At 72.5% G+C, this 23,400-nt stretch carries 18 protein-coding genes, 1 other RNA gene and 1 pseudogene; 12 read left to right on the top strand and 8 right to left on the bottom strand.

Features of this window, described 5'->3' with window-relative positions; translation table 11 throughout:
* Positions 1 to 31: 31 nt before the first annotated feature.
* Entirely contained in the window at positions 32 to 1,603 is a 1,572-nt protein-coding gene (locus LQ326_RS36575) for an alpha-L-arabinofuranosidase B (protein WP_234543378.1), read from the top strand.
* Here LQ326_RS36575 and LQ326_RS36570 read toward each other — a convergent pair.
* The gene (locus LQ326_RS36570) at positions 1,581 to 2,849 is read right to left on the bottom strand and encodes a sensor histidine kinase (protein ID WP_234543377.1); all 1,269 of its coding nucleotides are present in this window, start codon (positions 2,847 to 2,849) and stop codon (positions 1,581 to 1,583) included. The two genes, LQ326_RS36575 and LQ326_RS36570, sit on opposite strands and share 23 nt — an antisense overlap.
* Positions 2,850 to 3,296: 447 nt before the next feature.
* Here LQ326_RS36570 and LQ326_RS36565 point away from each other — a divergent pair, with 447 nt between their 5' ends.
* The 3 genes from LQ326_RS36565 to LQ326_RS36555 are packed head-to-tail and all read left to right on the top strand — an operon-like array spanning position 3,297 to position 6,225.
* Positions 3,297 to 4,154, top strand: coding sequence for a MaoC/PaaZ C-terminal domain-containing protein (locus tag LQ326_RS36565; RefSeq protein ID WP_234543376.1), 858 nt, complete (start codon positions 3,297 to 3,299; stop codon positions 4,152 to 4,154).
* Between the two features lie 29 nt (positions 4,155 to 4,183).
* Positions 4,184 to 5,260, top strand: coding sequence for a Zn-dependent alcohol dehydrogenase (locus LQ326_RS36560; protein ID WP_234543375.1), 1,077 nt, complete (start codon positions 4,184 to 4,186; stop codon positions 5,258 to 5,260).
* A gap of 14 nt (positions 5,261 to 5,274) precedes the next feature.
* A complete protein-coding gene (locus LQ326_RS36555; protein WP_234543374.1) occupies positions 5,275 to 6,225 on the top strand; it encodes a 3-oxoacyl-ACP reductase in 951 nt (316 codons plus the stop codon).
* A 60-nt stretch (positions 6,226 to 6,285) separates the two neighbouring features.
* Here LQ326_RS36555 and LQ326_RS36550 read toward each other — a convergent pair whose 3' ends face one another.
* Together LQ326_RS36550 and LQ326_RS36545 are read right to left on the bottom strand one after the other, a co-directional pair.
* A complete protein-coding gene (locus tag LQ326_RS36550; RefSeq protein ID WP_234543373.1) occupies positions 6,286 to 6,438 on the bottom strand; it encodes a hypothetical protein in 153 nt (50 codons plus the stop codon).
* Between the two features lie 104 nt (positions 6,439 to 6,542).
* A complete protein-coding gene (locus LQ326_RS36545) occupies positions 6,543 to 7,856 on the bottom strand; it encodes a hypothetical protein (protein WP_234543372.1) in 1,314 nt (437 codons plus the stop codon).
* A gap of 187 nt (positions 7,857 to 8,043) precedes the next feature.
* Here LQ326_RS36545 and LQ326_RS36540 point away from each other — a divergent pair, with 187 nt between their 5' ends.
* From LQ326_RS36540 to LQ326_RS36530, 3 genes are read left to right on the top strand one after another with little or no spacing between them, the layout of a single operon-like run.
* The gene (locus tag LQ326_RS36540) at positions 8,044 to 8,883 is read left to right on the top strand and encodes a Nif3-like dinuclear metal center hexameric protein (RefSeq protein ID WP_234543371.1); all 840 of its coding nucleotides are present in this window, start codon (positions 8,044 to 8,046) and stop codon (positions 8,881 to 8,883) included.
* Positions 8,880 to 9,623, top strand: coding sequence for a zinc ribbon domain-containing protein (locus LQ326_RS36535; RefSeq protein ID WP_234543420.1), 744 nt, complete (start codon positions 8,880 to 8,882; stop codon positions 9,621 to 9,623). Before LQ326_RS36540 ends, LQ326_RS36535 begins: the two co-directional genes overlap by 4 nt.
* Positions 9,624 to 9,642: 19 nt before the next feature.
* Positions 9,643 to 10,995: a bifunctional RNase H/acid phosphatase gene (locus tag LQ326_RS36530; protein WP_234543370.1), complete on the top strand. Its 1,353-nt coding sequence runs from the start codon at positions 9,643 to 9,645 to the stop codon at positions 10,993 to 10,995.
* On the opposite strand, the gene LQ326_RS36525 is transcribed toward LQ326_RS36530, so the two are convergent.
* The gene (locus LQ326_RS36525) at positions 10,967 to 11,605 is read right to left on the bottom strand and encodes a bifunctional 4-hydroxy-2-oxoglutarate aldolase/2-dehydro-3-deoxy-phosphogluconate aldolase (protein WP_234543369.1); all 639 of its coding nucleotides are present in this window, start codon (positions 11,603 to 11,605) and stop codon (positions 10,967 to 10,969) included. The genes LQ326_RS36530 and LQ326_RS36525 overlap by 29 nt on opposite strands.
* Before the next feature lie 134 nt (positions 11,606 to 11,739).
* Positions 11,740 to 12,522, bottom strand: a complete 783-nt coding sequence (gene yaaA / locus LQ326_RS36520; protein WP_234543368.1) for a peroxide stress protein YaaA — start codon at positions 12,520 to 12,522, stop codon at positions 11,740 to 11,742.
* 89 nt (positions 12,523 to 12,611) lie between these two features.
* Here yaaA and LQ326_RS36515 point away from each other — a divergent pair, with 89 nt between their 5' ends.
* Positions 12,612 to 14,048 carry an RNB domain-containing ribonuclease gene (locus tag LQ326_RS36515; protein WP_234543367.1) on the top strand — a complete coding sequence of 479 codons (1,437 nt, stop codon included), beginning with the start codon at positions 12,612 to 12,614 and terminating at the stop codon, positions 14,046 to 14,048.
* A gap of 39 nt (positions 14,049 to 14,087) precedes the next feature.
* Here the strand turns inward: LQ326_RS36515 and LQ326_RS36510 are convergent, their stop codons facing one another.
* On the bottom strand, positions 14,088 to 15,785 hold the full coding sequence (locus LQ326_RS36510) for an FAD-dependent monooxygenase (RefSeq protein WP_234543419.1): 1,698 nt from the start codon (positions 15,783 to 15,785) through the stop codon (positions 14,088 to 14,090).
* An 83-nt stretch (positions 15,786 to 15,868) separates the two neighbouring features.
* Between LQ326_RS36510 and LQ326_RS36505 the strand changes: the two genes are divergently transcribed.
* The 4 genes and pseudogenes from LQ326_RS36505 to rnpB all read left to right on the top strand — a co-directional run bounded on the left by LQ326_RS36505 (position 15,869) and on the right by rnpB (position 18,731).
* Positions 15,869 to 16,489: a TetR/AcrR family transcriptional regulator gene (locus tag LQ326_RS36505; RefSeq protein ID WP_234543366.1), complete on the top strand. Its 621-nt coding sequence runs from the start codon at positions 15,869 to 15,871 to the stop codon at positions 16,487 to 16,489.
* A 142-nt stretch (positions 16,490 to 16,631) separates the two neighbouring features.
* The gene (locus LQ326_RS36500; RefSeq protein ID WP_268208016.1) at positions 16,632 to 17,399 is read left to right on the top strand and encodes a helix-turn-helix domain-containing protein; all 768 of its coding nucleotides are present in this window, start codon (positions 16,632 to 16,634) and stop codon (positions 17,397 to 17,399) included.
* Between the two features lie 16 nt (positions 17,400 to 17,415).
* A pseudogene (locus LQ326_RS48895) lies at positions 17,416 to 18,201 on the top strand (DMT family transporter); the annotation flags it as partial.
* A gap of 115 nt (positions 18,202 to 18,316) precedes the next feature.
* Positions 18,317 to 18,731: RNase P RNA component class A (gene rnpB, locus LQ326_RS36485), an RNA gene on the top strand.
* Positions 18,732 to 19,076: 345 nt separating this feature from the next.
* Here rnpB and LQ326_RS36480 read toward each other — a convergent pair.
* Both LQ326_RS36480 and LQ326_RS36475 read right to left on the bottom strand, forming a co-directional pair.
* Positions 19,077 to 20,858, bottom strand: coding sequence for a sigma-70 family RNA polymerase sigma factor (locus LQ326_RS36480; protein WP_234543362.1), 1,782 nt, complete (start codon positions 20,856 to 20,858; stop codon positions 19,077 to 19,079).
* A gap of 175 nt (positions 20,859 to 21,033) precedes the next feature.
* The gene (locus LQ326_RS36475; RefSeq protein ID WP_234543361.1) at positions 21,034 to 22,971 is read right to left on the bottom strand and encodes an autotransporter; all 1,938 of its coding nucleotides are present in this window, start codon (positions 22,969 to 22,971) and stop codon (positions 21,034 to 21,036) included.
* Positions 22,972 to 23,400: the final 429 nt, after the last annotated feature.

The raw sequence follows: 23,400 nt of genomic DNA, 5'->3' as shown, positions 1-23,400 counted from the left end.
AGGAACCAAGAAGAGGTGCACCGTGCTCTCAGTGCCTGTACGAGCCCTGCGTTCCTGTCCGCCGCGCGTCCGCAGAGCCGTGCTGTCCGTGCTGGCCGCGTTCGCGACCATCGCCGCGCTCGTCGTCGGGGCCGGCGCCCCCGAGGCGTCCGCCGCGAGTTCGCTGCCCTGTGACGTCTACGCCGCCGCCGGCACCCCGTGCGTCGCCGCGCACAGCATGGTGCGGGCGCTGTACTCGTCGTACAGCGGCTCCCTCTACCAGGTGCGGCGCGCCTCGGACAGCGCCACGGCCGACATCGGCCTGCTGACCGCCGGGGGCTACGCCGACGCGGCCGCGCAGAACTCCTTCTGCGCCGGTACGACCTGCATCATCACCAAGATCTACGACCAGTCCAGCAAGCACAACGACCTCACCGTCGAAGGCGCGGGCGGAGCCGGCGCGGCCGATGTCGGGGCCCCGGCGGACGCGCTGCCGGTGACCGTCGGCGGGCACCAGGTCTACGGCCTGGAGATCTCCGCCGGCATGGGCTACCGCGACGACGCCACCTCGGGAGTCGCCACCAACGGCGCCGCCGAGGGGATGTACATGGTCACCTCCGGCACCCATGTGAACGGCAGTTGCTGCTTCGACTACGGCAACGCCGAGACCAACAACAAGGACACCGGCAACGGCCACATGGACGCGATCAACTTCGGCACCGAGTGCTGGTTCGCGCCCTGCTACGGCTCCGGCCCCTGGGTCCAGGCGGACCTGGAGAACGGGCTCTTCCAGTCCGGGCTCGGCTACAGCACCAACTCGTCCGACACGGGCACGGGCGCGCTGCCGTTCGTCACCGCTTTGCTGAAGAACAACGGGCAGAACCATTTCGCACTGAAATGGGGAAACGCGCAATCCGGCGGTCTCACCACCACGTATTCCGGAAGTGAACCCAGCACCGGCAGTGGTTACTCACCGATGCACCAGGAGGGCGCGATCGTCCTCGGCACCGGCGGCGACAACAGCAACGGCTCCATCGGTTCGTTCTTCGAGGGCGTGATGACCTCCGGCATCCCGACCGACGCCGCCGACGACGCCGTCCAGTCCGACATCGTCTCCGTCGGCTACGGCGGCGCGACCGGCTCCGCCGGCAGCCTCGGCTCCGCCTCGGAGATCTCGCTCCGGGCCACCACGTCCTGCTGCACCACCGACTACGTCCGGCACCAGAACGACGCCGGGGTCCTGTCCGCCGTCACCTCCAGCAGCTCCACCCTCGACAAGAACGACGCCACCTGGATCGTCCGCCCCGGCCTCGCGAGCAGTTCCTGCGTCTCCTTCGAGTCCCGCAACTACCCCGGCGACTACCTGCGCCACTACAACTACAAGATCTACCGGCAGCCCATGGACGGCACCACCACGTTCAGACAGGACGCCACCTTCTGTCCGACGACCGGCAAGAGCGGCACGGGCACGTCCTTCGCCTCGTACAACTATCCGACGAAATACCTGCGCCACTACAACTACAACCTCTACATCGCGAGCGACGGCGGCTCCAACGCCTGGGACAGCGCCACGTCCTGGACCGACGACGTGAGCTGGGCCGTCAGCTCGCCCTGGGCGCCGTAGCCGCCGAGGTCAGCAACTCCAGCGCCTCGGTCGGCAGCTCCGCGGTGACCGTGAAGCCGCCGCGTGGCGCCGGGCCGGCCTGAAGGGAGCCGCCCGCCGCCGCGAGGCGCTCGGTCAGCCCCTTCAGACCGGTGCCGCCGCCGCCCTCCCCTCGGTCCTCGGCGGCCACCGGGCCCGGACCGTCGTCGGTGACCGTCAGCCGGGCCCGCCCGGCGGCGCTGTCGACGGTGATCTCGCAGCGCGTGGCGTCGCTGTGCCGGACCACGTTGGTGACCGCCTCGCGCACCACCCAGCCCAGCAGCGTCTCGGTCTGCGGGGCGAGCGGCGCCCCCGACTGCCGGACCACCGGCTCGACGCCCGCCGCCGTGAGGGCCGAGCGGGCCCGGGTGAGATCGGCGGCCAGGCTGCCCTCCCGGTAGCCGGTCACCGCCTCGCGGATCTCGGTCAGCGCCTGCCGGCCGACCGACTCGATGTCGGAGATCTGCGCCAGCGCCGCGTCCAGGTCGCGGGGCGCGACCCGGCGGGCCGCCTCCGACTTCACGACGATCACCGACAGGGTGTGCCCGAGCAGGTCGTGCAGATCCCGGGAGAAGCGCAGCCGCTCCTTCTCCACCGCGCGCCGGGCCAGTTCCTCGCGGGCGGCGCGCAGCTCACGTACCGCCTCGGAGAGGGAGAGGATCGCGGCGGTGATCATCGTCGACAGGAAGGTGCCGTAGGCGATGGTGATGGCGTCCGAGCCGTCCCGGTACCAGGAGACCGCGCCGGCGAAGACGGCCAGCGGGATGCCGGTCCGGGCCAGCCAGGGTCCGCGCACCGCCGCGCCCGTGGCGAGGCCGAGCAGCGGGAAGAACATCAGCCAGTTGCCGCCGTAGCCGAGGGCCAGGCCCACGGTCAGCAGGCCCATCAGCAGCAGCGCGACGCGGGTGGAGGCGGCCTCCCGGGCCTCTTTGCGGAAGGAGCGGAAGGTCACGTAGATGTAGAGGGAGTTGAAGGCGAGCAGGCCGAAGGAGCCGACCAGCGGGTTGGGCGTCTTGCCCTGGAGCAGGTTGGAGAGCGAGCCCAGCCCCATCAGCAGCCAGGGCAGCAGGGCGAACCCGGAGGGCGGCGGACCCGCGTGCTCGAGCACCTCACCCTTCTTCCGGGCGGCCTTCTGCTGGGCCCTGAAACGGGCCGCCTCCTCCCGCCACTCGGCCCGCGCCCGCTGCCAGGCGTCCACCTGGCACCTCACCTGCTGCCACCACGACATCGCGTCTGCCCCCGTTCCGATCCGACCGTTCTGATCCGACCCGTTCTGTGCCGTCCGGCCGTGCCGTCCGGCCGTGCCGTCCGGCGGTACGACCCTACGAAAGGCGGCGCCGGTCCGGCAGAGGCGGATGTACGGCGACGGGCAGGACAAATGTCATGGTCCGCCGCAGCCGGATCTGACACAGCGTCAGGAGGCTTCACAAGTGCGGAGGGCTGGGCTATACAAGGTGCGCCGGATTGAAACGCGTTCTAGGGAGCGTCCGGCGGATCAGGCCTGCTGGAAGAGACGGCGCTTCCTGGCCGGGCCGAGCGGGGTCACACGCACGTGCCAGGGCCCGCGACGCCGACATGATCCGCTGGACGCCCCCTGGCCCGCCCCGTGGACGACCTCGGTGCGACCGACGGTGCGGACGGCCGTGCCGAGGTCTTGAGACACCTCAGGAGCCGTATGCCCATCGACGCAGCCAAGGCCCTCGCCGCCGAACCCCGGTCCGGGGAGATCCGCTGGGAGCGCCGGGACGTCCAGCTCTACCACCTCGGCATCGGCGCGGGCCGCCCCGCGACCGATCCCGACGAACTGCGCTACACCCTGGAGAGCCGGCTGCACGTCCTGCCCAGCTTCGCCACCGTCGCGGGCGCCGGCTCTCCCGGTGTGATCAGCGGGCTGTCCATGCCCGGCGTCGACGTCGACCTCGCCAAGGTGCTGCACGGCGGCCAGTCGCTGACCCTGCACCGCCCCATCCCGGCCGCGGGCACCGCCACCGCCACCGGCAGGATCGCCGCCGTGTACGACAAGGGCAAGGCGGCCGTCCTCGTGATGCGCACCGAGGTCGCGGACGCCGACGGCCCGCTGTGGACCAACGACGCGCAGATCTTCGTACGCGGGGAGGGCGGCTGGGGCGGCGACCGGGGCCCGTCCACCCGGCTCGAACCGCCGGCGGGCGAGCCCGACCGGACCGTCGAGCGCGCGATCCGCGAGGACCAGGCGCTGCTCTACCGTCTCTCCGGCGACTACAACCCGCTGCACGCCGACCCCGAGTTCGCCAAGCTCGCCGGCTTCGACCGGCCCATCCTGCACGGGCTGTGCACCTACGGCATGACCCTCAAGGCGGTCGTGGACACGCTGCTCGGCGGGGACGTGAGCCGGGTGCGGTCGTACACCACCCGGTTCGCCGGGGTGGTGTACCCGGGGGAGACGCTGCGGATCCGCATGTGGCGGGGCGACGGGGAGATCCGGGTCGCCGTCGGCGCCGCCGAGAGGGCGGACGCGCCGGTCCTCGCCGACACGATCGTCGAACACTCTTGATCAGTTGAGCAGTTGAGGGGAGCCGCACCATGCGCGCAGCCGTACTGCAGGAGATCGGCCAGGAGAAGCTGGACGTCCTCGACGACGTCGAGGCGGTGGGGTTCGGGCCCGGCAGGGTGCGGATCCGGGTGCGCGCCACGGGGCTGTGCCACTCGGACCTGTCCGCGATGAGCGGGGTGCTGCCGCAGCCGGGCCCGTTCGTGCCGGGCCACGAGGGCGCGGGCGAGGTCCTGGAGGTGGGGGAGGGCGTCACCCGGGTGAAGCCCGGCGACCGGGTGGTCGTCTGCTGGCTGCCGGCCTGCGGCGCCTGTCCCGCCTGCCGGCGCGGGCAGACCGAGCTCTGCCTGGCCGGGTTCATGAACGCCGGCACCCCCAACTTCCGGCGCCCCGGCGGTGACGTCTTCGGCTTCGCGGGCACCGGCACCTTCGCCGAGGAGGTCGTGGTCGACGCCGGGTGCGCGGTGCCGATCCCCGACGACGTGCCCTTCGACATCGCCGCGCTGATCGGCTGCGGGGTGACCACCGGGCTCGGCGCGGCCCTCAACACGGCTGACCTGGAGGCCGGTTCGTCGGTCGCCGTCATCGGGTGCGGGGGCGTCGGGATCTCGGCGATCCAGGGGGCCCGGCTCAAGGGCGCGGCCGAGATCGTCGCCGTCGACCCGGTCGAGTCGCGGCGCGAGTCGGCGCTCAGGTTCGGGGCGACGAAGGCCGTCTCGCCCGACGAACTGCCCGGCGCCAAGCAGGAGGTCACCGCCGGCGAGGGCTTCGACTACGTCTTCGAGGTCGTCGGCAAGTCCGCCACCGCCCGGACCGCGTACGAGAACACCCGGCGCGGCGGCACCCTCGTGGTCGTCGGCGCGGGCGCCATGGACGACTTCCTCCAGCTCAACATGTTCGAGCTGTTCTTCGACGAGAAGCGGATCCTGCCGTCGATGTACGGCGGCGGAGACGTGGTGCGCTCCTACGAACGGACGATCGCCCTGTGGCGGGCCGGCCGGATCGACCTGGAGGGCCTGATCACCCACCGGGTGCCGCTGGCCGGGATCAACGAGGCCCTGGACCAGATGCGCACCGGCACCGCCCTGCGTACCTGCATAGAGATCTGAGGAGGGTCCGCCGCATGTCGATGCCGCACAGGCCGCTCGAAGGGCTCAGCGCGATCGTCACCGGCGCGGGCCGGGGGCTGGGCCGGGCCGAGGCGCTCGAACTGGCCCGGCTGGGCGCCGACGTCGTCGTCAACGACTTCGGCCGGCCGGGCCGGGACGGTTCGGGGGCGCCGTCCGCGGCGCCCGCCGAGCAGGTCGCCGAGGAGATCCGCGCGGCGGGTGGCCGGGCGGTCGCCCACACCGGGGACGTCGCCGACTTCGCACAGGCGCGCGACCTGATCACCCTGGCGACGACCCACTACGGAAAGCTGGACATCCTCGTCAACAACGCCGGGATCCTGCGCGACCGCATGGTCTTCTCCATGACCGAGGACGAGTGGGACTCGGTGATCAGGGTCCATCTCAAGGGCCACTTCAACACCACCCACTTCGCGGCGGCGCACTGGCGGGACCGCTCCAAGGCGGCCGGGGGCGAGAAGGTCTACGGCCGGATCGTGAACACCTCCTCCGAGGCCTTTCTCGCCGGCTCCGCGGGCCAGCCCAACTACGCGGCCGCGAAAGGCGGCATCGTCGGCCTGACCACCTCCACCGCCCTCGCCCTCGCCAAGTACGGCGTCACCGCCAACGTGATCTGCCCGCGCGCCCGCACCCGGATGACCGAGGACGTCTTCGCCGGGTTCGAGCAGCCGGCCGAGGGAGTCGACCCGCTCGCCCCCGAGCACGTCGCCCCGCTCGTCGGCTACCTGGCCTCGCCGGCCGCCGCACGGATCAACGGGCAACTGCTCGTCGTGCACGGCGGCATGGTCGCGATTGTCGAACGCCCGCGCGTCCAGGCCAAGTTCGACAGCAAGCAGGACACCTTCAACTACGACGAACTCGACGCCCTGCTCACCCCGCACTACGCGGACCGGCCGGCGGGGGAGACGTTCGCGGCGGCCGAGGTGCTGGGGCTGAAGCGGCAGTAGGACGTACGACGGCGGCTCCGCCCCCGAAGGGGCGGAGCCGCCGTCGTACGTGTCGTCCCGTCAGGCCGCGGTCTCGGCCGGCTCCGGCTTGCGGTGCCGGCCGCTGGGGGCCGTTTCGTTGTCCTGGCCCGAGACGTGACCGCGGTGCTTGCCGTGGCCGCCCATTTCCTGAAGGTCGGCGGACAGCGGCTGGGACGTGCTGGCGTCGCTCATCGGAAGAATTCACCCCGTCAACATGATCTTTTCTACAGCCCGGCGATTTTATCGGGCCCACCGCGGGGCGGATCCAGGCGGGCACGCCGACCGGTGCTAGTTCGTTACAAGCGGGCCAGGGGCGCCTGTTGCAGGGGCACGGGCCGGGCCGCAGGCGGTTGTGGAGGCTCCGGTTCCGTCGGCTTTCCGGGTGTGTCCGACGCCCAAGAGGCCGCGCCGCCATGAACCGGATCCCCCGGGCCCCAGTGCCCCGCCGGACCCCCGGGGCCCCGGTGCTCCCTCGACTCCTCCCGGCGCCCGAGCCCCCTCGTCTCCTCCCGGCCCCCGAACTCCCCCGTCTCCCCGGGGGCCCAGTACTCCCTCGTCTCCCCCCATCCCCCCGTCTCTCCCCAGGGCGCCGTCACCGCCACCCCGCACGGCACCTCCCCCGTGGCGAAGGGCAGCCGCAGCACGCCGTCCCGCGTCCACACCCCCGCCCCCGTCAACCACCCCTCGGGCGCCGGGAGATGACACATCTCGCGGTCTCTCGGCCGCCAGACCCCCACCCAGCTGCCGAGCGGACCGGCGATGCCCAGCGCCACCCCGCAGCTCTCCGGCGTCAGCACCTGCCCCGGCTGCACGGCGAACGGCGTCACCACGCAGCCCGGACACCGCGGCAGCCGCAGGCTCTCCGGAAAGCGCACCGGCAGCGTGCTGCCGAGGACACCCCAGCCCAATCGTTCCTGCCCGGGGCTGGGCGCGTCCGAGCCGACCAGGATCAGCCCGCTGTCCGGGTCGGCGAGCAGCAGCCGGTCGTCGCTGTCCGCCGCGATCTGCAGCAGCGGCGACACCTCGCCGCCCCGCTCCAGATCGACCACGACGGCCTTGGTCCGGCCGCCCAGCTCCCGGTCCAGGGCCAGCAACCGCCCGGCCCGGTCCAGCCAGACCCCGCCCGAACACCGCCCCGGCACCACCGCGAGCAGCTCCGGCCCGAAGGCCCCGCCCGTCACCAGCCAGACGGCGGACGAACGCGGCCCCACGGCCAGCGCGTACGCCCGCGCACCCCCGGGCGCCGGCGGCAGCAGCCGCAGCGAGGCACCCTCGTCCGGGCTCTCCACCGCGCCCAGCGGCAGCTCGCCGGTGCCCGGCCCGGTCGGGTACAGCAGGGCGAAGTGGTGCCGCCCGTCCACCCGCCGCCGGATGAGCACCCGCCCGTCGCCCATCGGCTGCACCTCCGTGTCCGGCTCCTCCGGCTGGTTGCCGGGGAGGGCCACGGCGTAGGGCTCGGGGCCGTCCAGCGTCCAGCGCTCCGGGTACCAGGAACCTCCCCGCTGAGCCAGCCGGGCCGCGTACGCGCCGTCCACCGTGATCACGCAGCCCGCCCCCGGCGCGCTGTCGTCCTCGTCCGCAGCCGAAGGTTCGATCGCACAGGCCGTCATCGTTCGGTCACCTCCGGCCACGAAGCTAGTTTTCGTACGCACAGGCGGGGATGCGGCTTCCCGTGGCTTCACACATACGGGTGCACGCCGGACGATTCGCCTGAGGAAACAGGGCCCGGTGTGCTGTCCGTCGTCTCCCGGGGGCGAGCAGGTACACCCCCGGGGAACAGGCAGGTAGCCTTTTCCCGTGCCCCGTCTGTCAGAAGTCATCGCCGCGCTGGAGAAGCTGTGGCCCGCCGAGCGGGCCGAGTCCTGGGACGCGGTCGGTACGGTCGTGGGCGACCCCGGCCAGGAGGTCACGCGTGTCCTCTTCGCCGTCGACCCGGTCCAGGACATCGTCGACGAGGCGGTGAAACTCGGCGCCGACCTGCTGGTCACCCACCACCCCCTCTACCTGCGCGGTACGACGACGGTCGCGGCCTCCCACTTCAAGGGCCGCGTCGTGCACACCCTGATCAAGAACGACATCGCGCTGCACGTCGCCCACACCAACGCCGACACCGCCGACCCGGGCGTCTCCGACGCGCTCGCGGGCGCCCTGGACCTGCGGGTCGTACGGCCCCTCGTCCCGGACCCCACCGACCCGGACGGCCGCCGGGGCCTCGGCCGGGTCTGCGAACTGGACCACCCCGTCACCGTCCGGGAGCTGGCGGACCGCGCCGCGGCCCGGCTCCCCGCCACCGCACAGGGCATCCGCGTCGCCGGCGACCCCGAGGCCCTGGTGCGCACGGTCGCCGTCAGCGGCGGCTCCGGCGACAGCCTCTTCGACGTCGTACGCGCCGCCGGCGTGGACGCCTTCCTCACCGCCGACCTGCGCCACCACCCGGCGTCGGAAGCGGTCGCCCAAAGCCCCCTCGTGCTGCTCGACGCGGCACACTGGGCCACCGAATGGCCCTGGTGCGAGCTGGCCGCCACCCAACTCGACGAGATCTCCGACCGCCACGGCTGGGACCTGCGGGTGCACGTCTCCAAGACGGTCACCGACCCCTGGACCAGCCACTCACCGTCCCTTGGAGCCCCCAACTGAACGCCGCGCCCGCCGACCAGATCCGACTCCTCGACGTCCAGGCCCTGGACGTACGCCTCCAGCAGCTGGCGCACCGGCGGAGGTCGCTGCCCGAGCACGCCGAGATCGAGTCGCTGTCCAAGGACCTCACCCAGCTGCGCGACCTGCTCGTGGCCGCGCAGACCGAGGAGAGCGACACCGCTCGCGAGCAGACCAAGGCCGAGCAGGACGTGGACCAGGTGCGCCAGCGCGCCGCCCGCGACCAGCAGCGCCTGGACTCCGGCGCGGTCACCTCCCCGAAGGACCTGGAGAACCTCCAGAAGGAGATCGTCTCCCTCGCCAAGCGCCAGGGCGATCTGGAGGACATCGTCCTGGAGGTCATGGAGCGCCGCGAGTCCGTGCAGGAGCGGGTCGCCGAGCTGACCGAGCGGGTCGGATCGGTCCAGGGCCGGATCGACGACGCGACCGCGCGCCGCAACGCCGCGTCCGCCGAGATCGACGCCGAGGCGGCGACGGTGACCAAGGAACGCGAGGTCATCGCGGGCTCGGTCCCGGCCGACCTCCTCAAGCTGTACGACAAACTGCGCGAGCAGCAGGGCGGCATCGGCGCGGCCAAGCTGTACGCACGCACCTGCCAGGGCTGCCGCCAGGAACTCGCCATCACCGAGCTCAACGAGATCCGCACGGCCGCGCCCGACACCGTGGTCCGCTGCGAGAACTGCCGCCGGATCCTGGTGCGCACCGCCGAGTCGGGCCTGTAGGAACACCGAAGGGGCGTACGTGGCAAGGGAGTTCATCGTCGAGGCGGACGGCGGCTCCCGGGGCAACCCGGGACCGGCCGGCTACGGCGCGGTGGTCGTCGACGCGGCGACCGGCGAGACGCTGACGGAGGCGGCCGAGTACCTCGGCGTCGTCACCAACAACGTCGCCGAGTACCGCGGCCTGCTGGCGGGCCTGCGCGCGGCCCACACCCTGGACCCGACCGCCACCGTCCACGTCCGCATGGACTCCAAGCTGGTCATCGAGCAGATGTCCGGCCGCTGGAAGATCAAACACCCCGACATGAAGCCCCTGGCGGCCGAGGCGTCCCGGGTCTTCCCGGCGGACCGGGTCACGTACGAGTGGATACCGCGAGAGCAGAACAAGCACGCGGACCGGCTGGCGAACGAGGCGATGGACGCGGGGAAGCGGGGGGAGCGGTGGTCGGCCGCGGCGTCGACGGCGGAGCTCGACGCGCGGGCCTCCGCGCCCCGTGCGGAGCGCGGGCCCGGGCGGTCCGGCGCGACCGGGGACGCGGCGGCGGGCGCCGCGAAGGCACGTGCGGCACTGGCGGCGCCCCGTCAGGGGCGCGGGGCCGAGACATGTGCGGCTCCGCCGCGTGGGCGCGACCAGCCCCTGATCGGCGGCACTGTGACGACGGCCGACGAAACCGCCGTCGACACCCGTGCCGCACGCCATGTCGCGACGGCACCTCGGCCAACCTCCGGCTGGGCGTCGCCAGACATGGGCGCCCCCGCCACCTTCGTCCTCCTCCGCCACGGCGAAACCCCCCTCACCCCCCAGAAGCGCTTCTCCGGCAGCGGCGGCACCGACCCCGCCCTCTCCGACGTCGGCCAGGAGCAGGCGCGCCGCGTCGCCGACGCCCTCGCCCGCCGCGGCACGATCGAGACGATCCTCGCCTCTCCCCTCACCCGCACCCGGCAGACCGCCGCGGCCGTCGCCGAGCGGCTCGGCCTCGACGTCACCGTCGAGGAAGGGATCAAGGAGACGGACTTCGGCGCCTGGGAGGGCCTCACCTTCGGCGAGGTCCGCGAGCGCCACCCCGACGACCTGACCGCCTGGCTGGCCGACCCGTCGGCCCACCCCACCGGCGGCGGCGAGAGCTTCGCCGAGACGGCGGCGCGCATCGCGGCCACCCGCGACAAGCTGATCGCGGCCCACGCGGGCCGCACGGTCCTCCTCGTCACCCACGTCACGCCGATCAAGACCTTCGTGCAACTCGCCCTCGGGGCCCCGCTCCAGTCCCTGTTCCGCATGGAGCTGTCGGCGGCCTCGCTGTCGGCGGTGGCGTACTACGCGGACGGCAACGCGAGCGTACGGCTCTTCAACGACACGTCGCACCTGCGTCCCTGAGGCCCGCCGCCGCCCGGGCCAGCGACTCGACGCGGGCCCAGTCCCGGGCGGCCACGGCATCCGCGGGGACCATCCAGGTGCCGCCCACGCAGCCGACGTTCGGGAGGACGAGGTACTCGGGGGCGTTGTCCGGACCGATCCCTCCGGTCGGGCAGAACCGGGCCTGTGGCAGCGGACCCGCAAGGGACTTCAGGTACGCCGTGCCGCCGGCGGCCTGCGCCGGGAAGAACTTCATCTCCCGCACCCCGCGTTCGAGCAGCGCCACCACCTCCGAGGCGGTCGAGACCCCCGGCAGGAACGGCACGCCGGACGCGGCCATCGCCGTCAGCAGCCCGTCCGTCCATCCCGGGCTGACGAGAAACCGCGCCCCGGCCGCCACGCAGAGCGTCACCTGCTCCGGCGTCAGCACGGTCCCCGCCCCGACCACCGCGTCCGGCACCGCACCGGCGACGGCCCGGACGGCGTCGAGCGCGGCCGGCGTGCGCAGGGTCACCTCGATGACCGGCAGCCCGCCCGCCACCAGCGCCCGCGCCAGCGGCACCGCATCGGCGGCGTCCTCGATGACGACGACGGGCACGACGGGCGCGAGATCCAGCAGCGAGGTGGGCATGGCGCCATCCTGCCGAGGTGATGCAAAGCGCGCAAAGGCCGTTGCGCATGCTGCAACGGCCTTCGGTGCTTCCGTACTCCAGAGCATCAACGCATCAGCGCTCCGATGTATCAGCGCTCTGATGTATCAGCGCATCAGTGCACCTCGGTCACCAGCACATCCAGCGCCCACGCCTGCCCCGCCTTCGCGGGTGCCTGCGCCTCCACCTCGTATCCCAGCTCCCGCAGCGCCTCCACCAGCTCCCCCGGGCCGGCCGGCGTGATCCCGGCGGCCAGCAGGCTCCGTACCATCCGCCCCTTCGTCGCCTTGTTGAAGTGGCTGACCACCTTCCGCGTCGGCGCGTGCAGCACCCGCACGGTCGCCGTCCGCGCGGCCACGTCGCCCTTCGGCTTCCACGCGGCCGCGTACGCCGCCGACCGCAGGTCCAGCACCAGCCCCGTCCCGGCCGCCTCCGGCAGCACCTCGGCCATCGGCCCCCGCCAGTGCGTGCCGAGCGCGCCCAGCCCCGGCAGCCGCACCCCCATCGAGCAGCGGTACGACGGGATCCGGTCCGTCACCCGGACCGCACCCCACAGCCCCGAGAAGACCAGCAGCGACCGCGCGGCCCGCCGCTTCGCGGCCGCGTCCAGGGAGGCCAGGCCGAGGGCGTCGTACAGCACCCCCGTGTAGATCTCCCCGGCCGGCCGGGTGCCCGCGGTCCGCAGCGCCGCGTTCTTCGCGACCTCGCCGCGCAGCCCCTCGCTCAGCCCGAGCACCTCGCGGGCCTTCTCCTCGTCACCGGCGCACAGATCGACCAGTTCGGCGAGCACGGCCTCGCGCGCCGCCGCGAGCCCCGGCAGGGACAGCGACTCCGGCTTCAGCGGGGCCCCACGGCCCGGGGACGCCTTGCCTTCCGAGGGCGGCAGCAGGACCAGCACGGGTACTCCTCTTCGTCATCGGCGTTCGTCATCAACGCTTCGCGCCAGGGTAAGACGCCGCACCGGCCTGCTGTGACTACCCTCTTCCCATGCCCCGCCGCCACATCCGTGTCAAGGGTGCCCCCGAGGCCCCCCTCCGGACCGCCCTCGCCGCGCTCCGGGCCGACCTCCATGTCCCCGAGACCTTCCCGCCCGAGGTCATCGCGGAGGCCGAGGGCGTCGCCAGGTTCCCGGCCGTGCCGGGGCACGACGCCACCGACATCCCCTTCTTCACGGTCGACCCGCCCACCGCGAACGACCTCGACCAGGCGATGCACCTGTCCCGGCACGACGGCGGCTACCGCGTCCGGTACGCCATCGCCGACGTCGCCGCCTTCGTCGTACCCGGCGGCGCGCTGGACTCCGAGGCGCACCACCGCGTGAACACCCTCTACTTCCCCGACGAGAGAATCCCCCTGCACCCCGCCGTCCTCAGCGAGGGCGCGGCCAGCCTGCTCCCCGGCCAGACCTGCCCGGCCGTGCTGTGGACCATCGACCTGGACGGCGCTGGGCGGACCCTGACCGCCGACGTCCGCCGGGCCCTCGTCCGCAGCCGGGCCAAGCTGGACTACGCGGGCGTGCAGAAGCAGATCGACGACGGCACCGCGGAGGAGCCCGTCGCCCTGCTCAGGGAGATCGGCGAGGCCCGCGAACGCCTGGAGGTGGAACGCGGCGGCATCTCCCTCAACGTGCCCGAGCAGGAGATCGTCGAGTACGACCACACCTACGAGCTCAGCTACCGCGCCCCGCTGCCCGCCGACGCCTGGAACGCCCAGATCTCCCTGCTCACCGGCATGGCCGCCGCCGACCTGATGCTGGCCTACGGCACCGGCGTGCTGCGCACCCTGCCGACCGCCCCGGACGGCGCGGTGGCCCGGCTGCGCCGTACCGCGCACGCGCTGCGCATCGAGTGGCCGCACCATGTCTCGTACGCCGCGCTGATCCGCTCCCTGAACCCGCGCCGCCCCCGCCACGCGGCCTTCCTCCAGGAGTGCACCACCCTCCTGCGCGGCGCCGGCTACACGGTCTTCCGGGGCGGCGTCCTCCCCCCGAACCCCGTCCACGCGGCCGTCGCCGCCCCCTACACCCACTGCACCGCGCCGCTGCGCCGCCTCGCCGACCGCTACGCCTCCGAGCTGTGCCTGGCGGCGGCGGCCGGCGAGGCCCCGCCCGACTGGGTGCTGATGGCGCTGGACACGCTCCCCAAGCAGATGGCCGAAGGGGCGCGCCGGGCCGGCACGGTGGAGCGGGAGTGCGTCGACATCGTCGAGGCGGCCCTGCTCAAGGACCGGGTCGGTGAGGTCTTCGACGGCTGCGTGGTGGAGGTCGAGCAACGCCGGCCGACCGTGGGGAAGGTGCTGTTGCAGCAGCCCGCCGTCATAGGCCGGATCGAGGCCGCCGCGCCGCTCCCGCTGGGTGAGCGGCTGCCGGTGCGCCTCACCGAGGCCGACCCGGGGACGGCGAAGGTGCGCTTCGCGCCCGCCTGAGCCGCCGTACGGCGGTGCGGAGCGGCCGGGGGCGAGGGCTCAGGCGGCGACGAACCAGCGGGTCAGGGCGTCGTCGAGGTCGTCTCCCCGGTCGTCTCCCTGGCCGTCTCCCTGGTCGTTCCCGGCCGCGGCCCAGGCCACGAACCCGTCGGGCCGAACCAGGAGACCGGTCAGCTCCGGCCGCCCGGGGCAGGCCGCGGTGACGACGTCCACCCGGTCGCCGTACCCCTGTGCGCGGGCGCGCAGCTTCGGGTCGTCGACGAGGTCGAGGAGCAGGGCGCGGCCGTCGTGCAGGTGGTCGCCGAGCCGGGTGCCGTCGGAGAGTTCCAGGTCCGGGGCGCTCCGCCCGGTCAGCGGGTGCGCGCCGGGGAGATCGTAGTGCTGCCAGACGCCGGAGATCTGCTTGACGAGGTACGTCGTCCCGGTCGCCGTGAGCGCGAGATCGGTGACCACCCGGCGCAGCGCGCGGGCGTGCCGGTCGGGTCGCATCACGGCGATCTGGGCGCGGGTCCAGTCCAGCACCCAGGCGCCGACCGGGTGCCGCTCGGCCGTGTAGCTGTCGAGCAGGTCCTCGGGCGCGACCCCGCGCACCACGGCGGCCAGCTTCCAGCCGAGGTTCATGGCGTCGCCGAGTCCTAGGTTCAGCCCCTGCCCGCCGAACGGCGAGTGCACGTGCGCCGCGTCCCCGGCGAGCAGCACCCGGCCCTTGCGGTAACCGCTCGCCTGCCGGGCGTTGTCGGTGAACCGGGTCGCCGAGTGCACCTCGTGGACGGTCACCTCCGCCACGCCCGACACCCGGCGCAGGGCGGCCTGCAACTCGCCTGCGGTGACGGGTGCCGAGCGGTCGGCGGGGGGCCCGTCGAACTCGACGGTCAGGATCCGGCCGGGGAAGGGCCCGTTGACGTACGTCCCCACGTCGGTGGTGTTCCAGCCGGCCCCGAGCCGCTCGCCCCCGCTCATCTCGACGACCGCCTGATAGCCGGTGATCTCCGGATCCGTCCCCGGGAAGTCGAACCCGGCGAGCTTGCGGACGGTACTCCGGCCGCCGTCGCACCCCACGAGCCACCGGGCCCGGATCCCCTCGGCGGGGATGAGCCGATCAGAGGGGGCGGGGCGATCGGAGTGGGTCGGTCGATCGGACGGGGCGGGTCGATCGGAGGGGGTGGGTCGGCCGGACGGCGCGAGTCGTACGGTGACGCCGTCGTCGTCCGCGTCGAAGCCGGTCAGCTCCACGCCCCGGCGGACCTCGACGCCGAGCCGCTCGGCACGGGCGCCCAGGATCCGCTCCAACTCGACCTGCGGGACACCGAGGCCGACGCCGTCGGCGGGGCCGATGTCGGCGAACGCCGGGTCGGAGCCGTCGAAGAGGTCACCGCGCATCATGATCCCGGCGAAGTGCCCGGCGAACTTCGGGGGAGTGCGGGGAGCGCCGGCGCCGCGGTCCCCGAGGAAGGCCCGCATCCGCCACCGGTTCCGCTCCCAGGCCGCCGCGAGGTCGGGCAGCAGCCCGCGCCGGTAGAGGCTCACCGCGCCCGCCGTGTTGATCCCGCCCGCCTTGATGGTCTCGTCCACCTCGGCCAGCCGCTCCACCACCAGCACGTCCGCCCCGCCGAGCCGCAGCTCACCGGCGAGGAAGAGACCGACGGGGCCGCCACCGACGACCACCACGTCGTAGCCCCTGCCGCTCCCGCCGCTCTCATCGCCCTTGTCGTTCCTGTCGTTCCTGTCGTTCGTCATGCTCTCGCCGCTGTCCTTCCGGATGCTCTCGTTCACGACGCTAACTGTAGTCACTAAAAATTTCGAGCGGCTATAGTTTCCTCGTGATCGATGAGAACAGGCCAGGGGAGTCCCTGCGGGAGCGCAAGAAGCGGGAGACCCGGCAGCGGATCTCGAACATCGCGACGGTGATGTTCCGGGAGCACGGCTTCGACCAGGTGACGGTCGCCGAGGTCGCGCGGGCGGCCGGGGTCTCGGCGATGACCGTCTTCAACTACTTCCCGCGCAAGGAGGACCTGTTCCTCGACCGCATCCCGGAGGCCGTCGCCGCCTTCGCCGGGGCGGTACGGGACCGGGCGCCCGGCGAGGCCCCGCTCGCGGCGCTGCGCCGCCTGGCGTTCCGGTTCATCGAGGCACGGCATCCGCTGGGCGGCGTGGGCGAGAACTTCGCGGGCTTCTGGCCGGTCGTCGCCGACTCCCCGGCGCTGCGGGCCCGGGCCCGTGAGGCGGTGGAGGAGGTGGAGCGGGCGCTGGCCGGGGCGCTCGCCGAGGCGGGACTCGCCGCCCCGGAGCTTACCGCCGCCGTGACCGTCGCCGCGTACCGCTCGGTGTGCGTCGCCTCCGTACGCCGCCAGCTCGCGGGCGACCCGTTCGCGGAGATCGTCGAGGACCACCGGGAGCGGATGGGGGCGGCGTTCGACGCGCTGGAGCGCATGGGTCTGTGAGCCGGCCTGGACGCGGCATGGAAACGGGAACCGAAGGCGTTGCACCCTTGGCGGCAACGGGGTGCCGCAAGGGGGTGCGAAGGTGGCCGAGCAAGCACGGTGGACGAGGGCGAGACTGGGCCGCTGCGGCCCGTCGCTCGACATGCTGACGGCCCGTTTCGAGAAACACGTGTACGCCCCGCACACGCACGCCGAGTTCTCGATCGGGGTGTGCGTCGGCGGCTCCGAGGTGATCGCCTACCGGGGCGGCCACATCCACACCGGCCCCGGCTCGATCGTCGTCCTGGCCCCCGGCGAGATGCACACCGGCGGCCCGGCCACCCCGACCGAGGGCTACGCCTACCGCGCCCTGTACGCGGACCCGGCCCTGCTGGCGGACGGCACCCTGGACGCCGTACCGCACTTCCGCGACCCGGTCGTCGACGATCCGGAGCTGGCCGCGGCCATCCGCCGGGCCCACACCGAACTGGCCGCCTGCCCGGACCCCCTGGAGGCCGAGACCCGCCTTCCCTGGCTGCTGACGACCCTGTCCCGCCGCCACTCCACGGCCCGGCCGGCGCGGGACGAGATCCCCGGCGCGCACGGCATATCCCTCCTCGTCCGGGACCGCCTCGCCGACGAACTGACCTGCCCGCCCTCCCTCGCCGACCTGGCGGCCGACCTCGGCCTCTCCCGCTACCAGCTCCTGCGGGCCTTCCGTACGACGATGGGCGTACCGCCGTACGCCTGGCTCGCCCAGTACCGGGTGAACCGTGCCCGCGCCCTGCTGGACGCGGGCCTGCGCCCAGCGGAAGCCGCCGCACTCGTCGGCTTCGCGGACCAGGCCCATCTGACACGCTGGTTCCGCCGGGTGCTGGGGGTGACCCCGGCGGCGTACCGCAACAGCGTTCAAGACGCGGCACGGTACTGACACCGATGCTTCCCGCATGACTGCACGCGGCTGGTTCCTGTTCTCCCTCATGGGAGTGATCTGGGGCATCCCCTATCTGATGATCAAGGTGGCGGTGGACGAGGTGTCCCCGTCGACGGTGGTCTTCGCGCGCTGTGCGGTGGGCGCGCTGCTCCTGCTCCCCCTGGCGATCCGGCAGGGCGGCCTGCCCGCCACCGTCCGCACCCACTGGCGCCCGATGCTGGCCTTCGCGTGCATAGAGATCATGGGCCCCTGGTTCACCCTCACCGACGCCGAACGCCACCTGTCCAGCTCGACGGCGGGCCTGCTGATCGCGGGCGTACCGATCGTGGGCGTGGTGGCGGCACGCTGCTTCGGCGGCGACCGGGAGCACCTGGGCGTGCGACGGATCGCGGGCCTTCTGATCGGCCTGGCCGGCGTGGCGGTCCTGACCGTCCCCCACCTCACCGGCGGCGACGCCCGCTCCCTCGGCGAGGTCCTGCTCACCGTGATCGGCTACGCGACGGCCCCGCTGATAGCGGCCCGCCGCCTGAAGGACGTCCCGACGCTGCAGCTGATAGCCCCCTGCCTGACCCTGGCGACCCTGGTCTACGCCCCGGCAGCCGCGGCGACCTGGCCCTCTTCACTGCCCTCGACGAACGCGCTGCTCTCCCTCCTCGCCCTGGGCGTCCTGTGCACGGCGGTGGCCTTCGTGGCCTTCCTGGAACTCATCAGGGAAATAGGCCCGACCCGCTCGACCGTGATCACGTACGTCAACCCGGCGGTGGCGGTGGCGGCGGGGGCGTTGTTCCTGGGCGAAAGCCTCACCGCGACGATCGCCGTGTCCTTCGCGTTGATCCTGACCGGCTCGGTCCTGGCGACGACGGCCTCGGCACCGAAGAGGCCGGCGCGCCCGCTAACATGGTCGACACGGCAGACGAGCCGGGCGGACGGCCGCGTGGAGTCCCCCTAGGGGGCTTCCCGAGGAACGTCCGGGCTCCACAGGGCAGGGTGGTGGCTAACGGCCACCCGAGGCGACTCGCGGGACAGTGCCACAGAAAGCAGACCGCCGGGGATCGTACTCGTACGGCCCTCGGTAAGGGTGAAACGGTGGTGTAAGAGACCACCAGTGCCCAGGGTGACCTGGGCAGCTAGGTAAACCCCACCCGGAGCAAGGTCAAGAGGGGCCGCTGTGAAAGGCGGCCCTGCGGGGACGTTCGAGGGCTGCCCGCCCGAGCCCCCGGGTAGACCGCACGAGGCCGGCGGCAACGCCGGCCCTAGATGGATGGCCGTCGCCCCGGCTCCCGCGAGGGAACCGGGGAACAGAACCCGGCGTACAGCCCGACTCGTCTGCCGCTCTTCATTTCCGCAGGTCAGGGGCCATGTTTATCCGTTGACAAACTGGCCGGGTCGAATCTGGGTCGAATCCGGGCCGCGCGGATGGGCGACGACGCGGAGATATACGGCTCGTATCGTCCACCCCGTCCTGCAGATATGGGGCGTGCGGGATATATGGGGCACCTGTCGGGTGCAGGATGCGGCCCCAAGCCAGTGGCCAGCGAGTTGGGACGCTTCGAACGTCTTCGAAAGTATCGTCCGGTGTGTCTCCCTGCTGGTGGGACTGCGCGCAGGTCATTCCGTCTGCTGTGACTCGCTGGTGGATCCGCTTTCGGGGGGTGCTTGCCTCACGCGTTGGGGTCAGGACACGACGGAGCGCTGGGGCACGGTGCCCGCGTCGGTCGGCGTGGAGCGGGTGGTGTACTGCGGTACGGGGGCGTCGTCGCGGCCGGTGTCGCGCACGAGTCCGTACCGTTCGCGGTCGGCGGAGTGCGGGGCCGGGGGACTGGCGATGTCGTCGGTTGTCTGCTGCCAGGAGGAGGGCAGGACGTCGAGGTTGTAGTCGGCCTGGGTTTCGTTGAGGTGGAGTGTGACGCTGCCGTCGAGGTAGTAGTACTCGTTCTGCCACATCTGCTGGGCTCCCGGCGGGAGGGTGATCAGTCCTTGCTGCCGGTTGCCCATCCAGGTGCCGCCGGCGGTCGCGCCCGGCTGACGGTCGTCCATGCGGTGGCCGCCGCCCGAGGCCACGTGGAACAGCCTTCCTTGCAATCCGGTCCACGAGGGCATGGTCAGCAGCCCGGGGCGCAGCCCGTACATCAGGTCCCAGTGGACGGTGAAGTAGCCCTTCCCGCGCAGTACCACCGTGTCCCCGCGGTGGACGAGCTGGTAGCCGTCCAGGTGTCTCTTGAGCCCCGTCATCGTCACCGCGGTCTGCGGGCGGTGGGGCAATGCGGCGGGCGGCCGGTCCGGTGGCGGCGCGCTGTCCACGGTGTCGACCACGGACCCGTACCGGGGCAGGGGCCGGGGCGAGGGATGCGAGACGGCCGAGCCCAGTACCGGTGCCGGCCGTGACGGTGACGCGGATGCGGATGCGGATGCGGATGCGGTGGGTGAGGGCGCGGGTGCCGGGCCGGAAGCCGTCGGGGCGGTGGCCGGACGCGCCGACGGGCTGAACCACGGGGCCGCGTACACGAGCACGCCACCGCCCACGGCGAGCAGCGCACTCGCCGCCACCACGGCCTTCGCGGTGAGGCTCGTCCCTGCGGTCCCTGCCGTCGTGGAACTCCCGCTACCTGAAGTGGCCGTGGTGCCGGCATGGCCGGCCGCCGCCGCGTGCGTTCCCGCGGACAGCCACGGGCGCCAGGCCAGCAGTGCCGCCGGCACGGGCAGGAGGGCCAGGGGCGCCAGCAGTCCTTCCGGGGCCAGCATGCCTTCCTCGTGGCGCACGCACCGCGGGCACTGCCGCACATGGCGGCCGAGGCGTTTGCGCCACAGGCCGCTGGGGGCCCCGTTCCAGTCCAGGGTGAGCCGGGTCAGTTCCCCGCATGCGGGCCTGGCCGCGAGGGCTCGGACGATGACGCGGGAGGTGTGCAGGCGCTCCTTCATGCGTTGCACCCGCACAGCCGCTTGATGGCCGGTCATGTCCAGAGCGGAGGCGAGCTCGGCCCGGGCGAGCCGGCCGGCCGTCTCCAGCCACCACAGCGACAGCAGCTCCCGGTCGTCCTCGTCGAGCCAACGGGTCGCGCGCACGGACTCCTCGCGCTGCCCGGACAGCCGCAGGTCGAGGATGACCCCCTCGGCGAAGTCGGCGGCCGGGTCGGGCCGGTGCTCAGCCGCGTCGAACGCCGCTCCCGTCGTCTCCCCCCTGCCGCGCCTGCGGATGTGGTCGCGGACCTCGTTCACGGTGATGGTGATCACCCAGGACCGGAACGCCTCCGGGCGCTCCAGTCCCCCGATGCCGCGCAGGATGCGCATCATCGTCTCCTGGACGATGTCGTCGACGTCGTCGCGGTACGGGTGTGCACGCGCCGCGACGCTGTAGACCAGCGGAAGCGTCCGGGAGCTGAGCTCTTCCAGGGCGCCGCGATCGCCGGCCCGAGCCGCGGCTATCACGTCGGCCGCGGGCGCGGCATGCCTTGGCATCGGGTCTCCCTTCGACCTGACGCGGGTACGAAGCCCCCGCTCGCGCCGACCGAGCCGGGTTGCGGGGGCCCTCGGGCGATCGCCGTCGGTGTCACACACCGTGGCAGCGAAGTCATCGTAAGGGGTGAGCGCCGACAGCCATGGGCGGGCCGGTGGAATCCGTGGCGACCGGGGATCAGCGGGAGTGACGCGGGGACGTGCGCGGACGCGAGCGGCCGCGCACGAAGACGAAGACTGCGGCGACGCCGGCGAGAACGACGCCCGCCAGTCCTGTGACGGCCCACAGAGCACCGAAGTGGCTGCCGGTGTCCGCCATGGTGCCGGTGGAGGCGCCCAGGGACGTGGCCGCTCGGCCGGTCCGGGCGGGGGAGGGTGCCGGTCCGCTCGCGGCGGAGGACGGGTGTGCGGTCGTGGTGGACGGGAGAGCGGTGAGCACGGTGTGGGCGTCGCCCCGGCTGACGGAGAAGCGCGCCCCGCCGATGACGAGACCGTTACCGGAGACTGTTGCGGTCGTCGAACCGACGGTCAGCTCAGGGGAGTCCCGGGGAAGAAGGATCTTCGCACCTGTGACGACCCGCAGCCTGCGCAGGGTCGTGTCGCGTGCCTTGCTGAGATCCAGGACGGCCGAGGAACCGGTCAGAGCGACCGCGCTGGATGTCCGCAGAGAGGTCCCGGAGACGATCAGGCTGCCTTTGGCCACGGTGGTGGCGCCGGTGTAGGCGGCGCTGGTGACGGTGGCGGCGGCGGCTCCGCTCTGCGTCACCGATCCGGCACCGGTCACCGCCGGGAGGACGGTGGGTGTCCCGGTGTTGCGGAGCACGAGTGAACCATTGTCGATCACTTTGTCGAGGGCTCCGCCGGTGTGGAGGCTCCCGTCGCCGTCCGCGGTCCCGGAGCCGAGACGGAGGGTCGCGTTCCTCTCGATGGTGGTGGATCCGTCGTAGTACTGCGCTGCTGCGAAGGTCACGTCGTTGCCGCTGGTGCCGGCGATGACGACGTCCCCGGCGCCGGGAGCGCCGAGGGTGTCGTGATACATGCCGCCGCCGACGGGCGCGCCCAGGGTCACCGGTCCGTTGTAGTCGAAGGTGAGCCGGGAACGCTGCCGTCTGGCGTGCAGGTTGATGTAGACCGTCTGCGCCGTGCCGGGCATGAAGATCTGGTGCGTGGTCCCGTCGCCCCACTGGACGTCGGCGCCCTCGATGTTGGTGCCGCGCTTGTTCAGTTTGTGGGCCACGGGCCGCCAGTTCAGTCCGGGGTCGCTCAGCGACGGCGCCGCCCCGTCGCCGCTGTCACTCCAGCTGTAGACGCCGGTGAGGATCACCTTGCTGCCCGGGCGGGAGTGCACGTTGACGTCGTTGCCGTACTCGTGGCTGTAGAAGTTCTGCCGCTGTACGACAGTGTGGTTGAGCGGGGTGTCGATGATCCATGAACCGCGGTTGACGACGGCGCGGGCGTTGGGCAGTTCGGCGGCACAGGTGGTGCTCGCGAAGTTGACGCCCGTGCCGTTGTCGAAGATGCCGGAGAACGGGTTGGTGCCACAGATCTGGAGCGTTCCCCACATGTTCCGGGGCTGGGTGACCAGGCCGGAGCCGCTGATGACGCCCAGGTTGAACAGCCGGGTCAGCGACAGACGCAGAGTGCCGTCCACCCGGATGTTGTCCTGGTTCTGCTGGTAGCCGGGCGTGTTGTACGGGAAGGACCCGATCAGGCCGGTCGTACCGCCGGTGCCGTACTGGAGGGTTGCCCCCGCGTCCACGGTGACCGCGGGCTCGTCGGGACTGCCGACCACCACGTACGGGTGGTTGCCGCCCGGGATCCGGACCCTCTGGTGCTGCCGGGAGTGCGGCAGGGTGAAGGTGCTGTCCTTGGCGAGGACCAGCGTGCCGGTGCCGGACACGCGAAGGGCCCCTTCACCGCTGATCACGCCGGTGTACGTGTGGGTTCCCTGCGGGACGCGCACGACCGCGTCGCCGGTCAGGACGACATCGCGGTTCGCCAGGACGGCCGAGGTGATGTCGCCGTCCGCGGCGACCGCGCTGCCCACCGCAACCACCGGTGTGACGGCTCCCGCGACGAGGGCTGACGCCAGGACAAGGTGCCAAGATCGCTTCATCGAGTCAGGGTGCTTCCTGAAGTGCTGGTGATCCTTACGGACGTGAAGACCGGTGGCCGGCCACCGGGATCTCAAAAAAACCCGGAGAAGTTCTCCATTCCGCCTACGTTCTGGGGAACGGTTCCCTTTCGTGCCGTGCACCGGTCGCCGAGAAAACAGCGTCGGGGCGGCAACCTTCTCGTCCTCTGCGGCAACCGGGAGCCGGAAGGCCGAGTCGAACTACCGGATGGACGGGCATGAGGGAAACGAAGCAGGCCGCGCCGCAACCGTGGCGCAGGCGCGGACTGGTCACGGGCGTTCCCTCGGCGCTGCTGGTCGTCGGCGTGCCGGCGTGCCGTCCCACCGGGAGCGGAACCGGTGTAAGGATCACCGACATCCACGGGGAGCGGCTGGCCGTCGACGGCACCGCCGTGCAGCCCGACGTCGCCC

Origin of the sequence: Streptomyces shenzhenensis (assembly GCF_021462265.1) — a bacterium.
In the GTDB taxonomy this organism is placed as follows: domain Bacteria; phylum Actinomycetota; class Actinomycetes; order Streptomycetales; family Streptomycetaceae; genus Streptomyces; species Streptomyces shenzhenensis.
Note: the sequence above shows the minus strand (reverse complement) of the source record. Positions and strands in the feature narration are given on the sequence as shown.

Coding starts and splice junctions, on each gene's coding strand:
- LQ326_RS36570 (WP_234543377.1), bottom strand. CDS start 2,849: ATGTCGTGGTGGCAGCAGGTGAGGTGCCAGGTGGACGCCTGGCAGCGG.
- LQ326_RS36565 (WP_234543376.1), top strand. CDS start 3,297: ATGCCCATCGACGCAGCCAAGGCCCTCGCCGCCGAACCCCGGTCCGGG.
- LQ326_RS36560 (WP_234543375.1), top strand. CDS start 4,184: ATGCGCGCAGCCGTACTGCAGGAGATCGGCCAGGAGAAGCTGGACGTC.
- LQ326_RS36555 (WP_234543374.1), top strand. CDS start 5,275: ATGTCGATGCCGCACAGGCCGCTCGAAGGGCTCAGCGCGATCGTCACC.
- LQ326_RS36550 (WP_234543373.1), bottom strand. CDS start 6,438: ATGAGCGACGCCAGCACGTCCCAGCCGCTGTCCGCCGACCTTCAGGAA.
- LQ326_RS36545 (WP_234543372.1), bottom strand. CDS start 7,856: ATGACGGCCTGTGCGATCGAACCTTCGGCTGCGGACGAGGACGACAGC.
- LQ326_RS36525 (WP_234543369.1), bottom strand. CDS start 11,605: ATGCCCACCTCGCTGCTGGATCTCGCGCCCGTCGTGCCCGTCGTCGTC.
- LQ326_RS36515 (WP_234543367.1), top strand. CDS start 12,612: ATGCCCCGCCGCCACATCCGTGTCAAGGGTGCCCCCGAGGCCCCCCTC.
- LQ326_RS36510 (WP_234543419.1), bottom strand. CDS start 15,785: ATGACGAACGACAGGAACGACAGGAACGACAAGGGCGATGAGAGCGGC.
- LQ326_RS36500 (WP_268208016.1), top strand. CDS start 16,632: ATGCTGACGGCCCGTTTCGAGAAACACGTGTACGCCCCGCACACGCAC.
- LQ326_RS36480 (WP_234543362.1), bottom strand. CDS start 20,858: ATGCCAAGGCATGCCGCGCCCGCGGCCGACGTGATAGCCGCGGCTCGG.
- LQ326_RS36475 (WP_234543361.1), bottom strand. CDS start 22,971: ATGAAGCGATCTTGGCACCTTGTCCTGGCGTCAGCCCTCGTCGCGGGA.